Raw genomic sequence first — 3610 nt, 5'->3', positions numbered from 1 at the left:
GGAGGAGTTCGTCCGCGACTTCGTCTTCCCGATGCTCCGGGCCGGCGCGGTCTACGAGGGGCAGTACCTGCTGGGGACCTCCATCGCCCGCCCTCTCATAGCCAGGGCTCAGATGGACGTGGCGAGGAAGACCCGTTCCGACGCCGTGGCGCACGGGGCCACGGGCAAGGGGAACGACCAGGTGCGCTTCGAGCTCACCTACTCGTCCATAGACCCGCACATAAAGGTGATCGCCCCGTGGCGCGAGTGGGATATGCGCGGCAGGGCCGACCTCATACGCTACGCGAAGTCGCACGGCATACACGTCCCGACTTCGAAGAAGAAGCCCTACAGCGTCGACAGGAACCTCTTCCACACGAGCTTCGAGGGAGGGCCGATAGAGGATTTAACGAAGGAGCCGCCGGAGGACATGTACCTCATGACCGTCTCGCCGGAGAAGGCGCCGAACCGAGCGTCGTACGTGGAGGTGGGCTTTAAGGACGGCAACCCTGTCTCGCTTAACGGTAAGCGGCTCTCTCCGGCGAAGCTCCTCCACCGGCTGAACCTCCTTGCCGGCAGGAACGGTGTCGGCAGGGCCGACTGCGTGGAGAACCGGTTCGTCGGCATGAAGTCCCGAGGGGTCTACGAGACGCCGGGCGGGACCGTACTGCACGCGGCCAGGAGGGCCGTAGAGTCCATCACCATGGACAGGGAGGTGATGCACCTCCGGGACAGCCTGATGAGCCGCTACGCCGAGTTCGTCTACTACGGCTACTGGTACTCTCCCGAGCGGGAGGCACTGCAAAAACTCATGGACGAGGCCGCCTCGGGCGTTACGGGTACGGCGAGGATGAAGCTCTACAAGGGTAACGTAATAGTGGCCGGGAGGGAGGCGAAGGTCTCGCTCTACCACCCGGACTTCGCCACCTTCGAGGAGGACACGGTCTACGACCAGGCCGACGCCGAGGGCTTTATAAAGCTTAACGCCTTGAGGCTCAAGCTCAAGGCCATGACCGGAAGGAGGAAGCGTTAGATGAAGGTAGCGAGATTCCAGTCGGGGAACAACACCCCGTTCGGCATAGTGGAGGATGGCCTCATATACGAGGTCGAGGAGGGGAGTCTCAATAAGGGGAAAGAGGCCCGCAAGCTTGATGAGGTCAAGCTCCTCTCTCCGGTCACGCCGACCAAGGTCGTGGCCATAGGGTTGAACTACAAGGCCCACGCCGCGGAGTTCGACAAGCCGCTCCCCGAGGAGCCGATGCTCTTCCTTAAACCTCCCAGCTCCGTCATAGGTCCGGGCGACGATATACGCTACCCCTCGCACATGTCCCGGCGCGTGGACTACGAGGGGGAGCTCGGGGTGGTCATAGGCGTGGTGACGAAGGACGTCTCGGTAGAGAAAGCGCGGAACTGCATCTTCGGCTACACGTGCTTCAACGACGTAACGGCCCGGGACCTTCAGGGCAAGGACGTACAGTACACCCGCGCCAAGGGGTTCGACACCTTCGCGCCCATGGGGCCGTGGTTGGAGGCGGACATAGACCCCACCGACGTACGGGTCGAGACCTTCCTTAACGGCGAGAAGCGGCAGGACACGAGCACCTCGGACATGATATTCAACGTCTTCGAGCTTATAAGTTTCGTCTCGCGCGTGATGACGCTCATGCCGGGCGACGTCATAGCCACCGGCACCCCGTCGGGCGTCGGCAAGATGAAGCCGGGCGACGAGGTCGAGGTAAGGATAGAGGGGATAGGCAGCCTCAAGAACAAGGTCGTGGAAGGCTGAAGAAGGAGGATATAGAAAGCATGTCTGAAAGCTACATACAGAACCTTTTCGCCGGGAGGATAGGCGGCAGGAAGTTCGGCAAGGATACGGCGGTCTACAAGTTCGAGAAGATAAAGAGGGCAAAGGCCGAGGCCAGGGAGAAGGACCCGTCCAGGGAGCTCCTCGACCTCGGCGTGGGCGAGCCGGACGACATGGCCTTTCCCATGGTGGTCGAGGCCTTGAGGATAGAGTGCGCCAAGCCGGAGAACAGGGGCTACGCGGATAACGGCATACGGGAGTTGAAGGCCGCCGCCGCCATCTATATGGAGCGGGTCTTCGGCGTCGGGGATATAGACCCGGAGAGGGAGGTCCTCCACTCCATAGGCTCGAAGCCCGCGCTCGCCATGCTCCCGGACGCCTTCATAGACGAGGGCGACGTAACGCTCATGACCGTACCGGGCTATCCCGTCATGGCCACCCACACCGAGTGGCACGGCGGGAAGGTCGTTAAGCTGAAGCTCCTGGAGGAGAACGGCTTCCTGCCCGACCTGGACTCGATAGGGAAGGAAGACTTGAAGAAGGCGAAGCTTCTCTATCTGAACTACCCGAACAACCCGACCGGTGCCGTGGCCACCGTGGAGTTCTTCGAAAAGGTCGTGGAGTTCGCGCGCGCGAACGACATAGTCGTCGTGCACGACGCGGCCTACGCGGCCCTCTCTTTCGACGGAAAGCCTCTGAGCTTCCTCTCAATCGACGGCGCGAAGGACGTGGGCGTGGAGATACATTCCTTCTCCAAGGCGTTCAACATGACCGGCTGGAGGCTCGCCTTCCTCGTCGGCTCGGAGAAGGTTATAGGCGCCTTCGCGCACGTGAAGGACAACTACGACTCGGGCCAGTTCATAGCGATACAGAAGGCGGGCGTCTACGCGCTGGAGCACGCGGAGATAACCGATAAGATAGCGACGAGGTACAGGAAGAGGCTAAAACTCATGGTCGAGGCCCTCACCGACGCCGGTTTTTCCGCGGCCATGCCCAGGGGCTCGTTCTACCTTTACGTAAAGGCCCCGGTCGGGGCGGGCAAGGATGTGAAGTTCAAGAGCGCCGAGGACGCCTCGCAGTACCTCATAAAGGAGGCCCACATCTCGACCGTGCCGTGGGACGACGCCGGGAGCTATCTACGCTTTTCCGCCACCTTCCAGGCGAATAGCGAGGCGGGCGAGCGGAGGGTCGCCGAAGAGCTCGGGGCCAGGCTCAAGGCGCTCGACCTGGAGTTCTGACCACTTCCGGAGCTTATGTATGAAAGACCGGGCCTTCATCTCCATCGGCTCCAACCTCGGCAACAGGGTGTCGAACGTGGAGAGGGCCGTCGGTATGCTCCCCCGTCTCTGCCGGGGGTCGAAGGTGCTGAAGAGTTCATCCCTCTACGAGACCTCCCCCTGGGGCGTTACGGACCAGCCCCCCTTCATAAATTGCGTAATAGAGATAGAGACCGGGCTCGCCCCGCTCAAACTCCTCGAAGGGCTCAAGGCCGTGGAGACGGAGATGGGCCGTGAGCCTTCGGCCCGGTGGGACCCCCGGCTGATAGACCTGGATATCGTCTTCTATGGCGACAGGGTTATGGACGAGGAGGCCCTTATCATCCCGCACCCGCACGCCCACAGGAGGGCGTTCGTCATGGTCCCCATGGGCGAGATAGCGCCCGAGTTCACCCACCCCGTGCTGGAGGAAAAGGCGGAGGAGCTGGCCCGGACCCTTACTGAAGAGGGGGAGGGGGATGAGGAAATAAAGAAGTTGGGGGAGCTATGATACTGAGGCTTCTGATCCTGGCGGCCATCCTCTACCTCGGCTACCGGGTCGTCAAGAACT

4 protein-coding genes are annotated in these 3610 nt (G+C 61.8%); all 4 read left to right on the top strand.

Features of this window, described 5'->3' with window-relative positions:
- The coding region (locus V3W31_00830) for an argininosuccinate synthase (protein ID MEE9613482.1) at nucleotides 1–1012 on the top strand (1012 nt) is incomplete at its 5' end.
- Nucleotides 1013–1765 (top strand): fumarylacetoacetate hydrolase family protein, encoded by a 753-nt coding sequence (locus V3W31_00825; GenBank protein ID MEE9613481.1) that lies wholly within the window; start codon nucleotides 1013–1015, stop codon nucleotides 1763–1765.
- A 20-nt stretch (nucleotides 1766–1785) separates the two neighbouring features.
- Nucleotides 1786–3021, top strand: a complete 1236-nt coding sequence (locus V3W31_00820; protein ID MEE9613480.1) for an LL-diaminopimelate aminotransferase — start codon at nucleotides 1786–1788, stop codon at nucleotides 3019–3021.
- A 19-nt stretch (nucleotides 3022–3040) separates the two neighbouring features.
- The gene (folK, locus tag V3W31_00815; protein MEE9613479.1) at nucleotides 3041–3550 is read left to right on the top strand and encodes a 2-amino-4-hydroxy-6-hydroxymethyldihydropteridine diphosphokinase; all 510 of its coding nucleotides are present in this window, start codon (nucleotides 3041–3043) and stop codon (nucleotides 3548–3550) included.
- Nucleotides 3551–3610 lie beyond the last annotated feature (60 nt).

This window comes from Thermodesulfobacteriota bacterium (assembly GCA_036482575.1).
Taxonomy (GTDB): domain Bacteria; phylum Desulfobacterota; class GWC2-55-46; order GWC2-55-46; family JAUVFY01; genus JAZGJJ01.
Note: the sequence above shows the minus strand (reverse complement) of the source record. Positions and strands in the feature narration are given on the sequence as shown.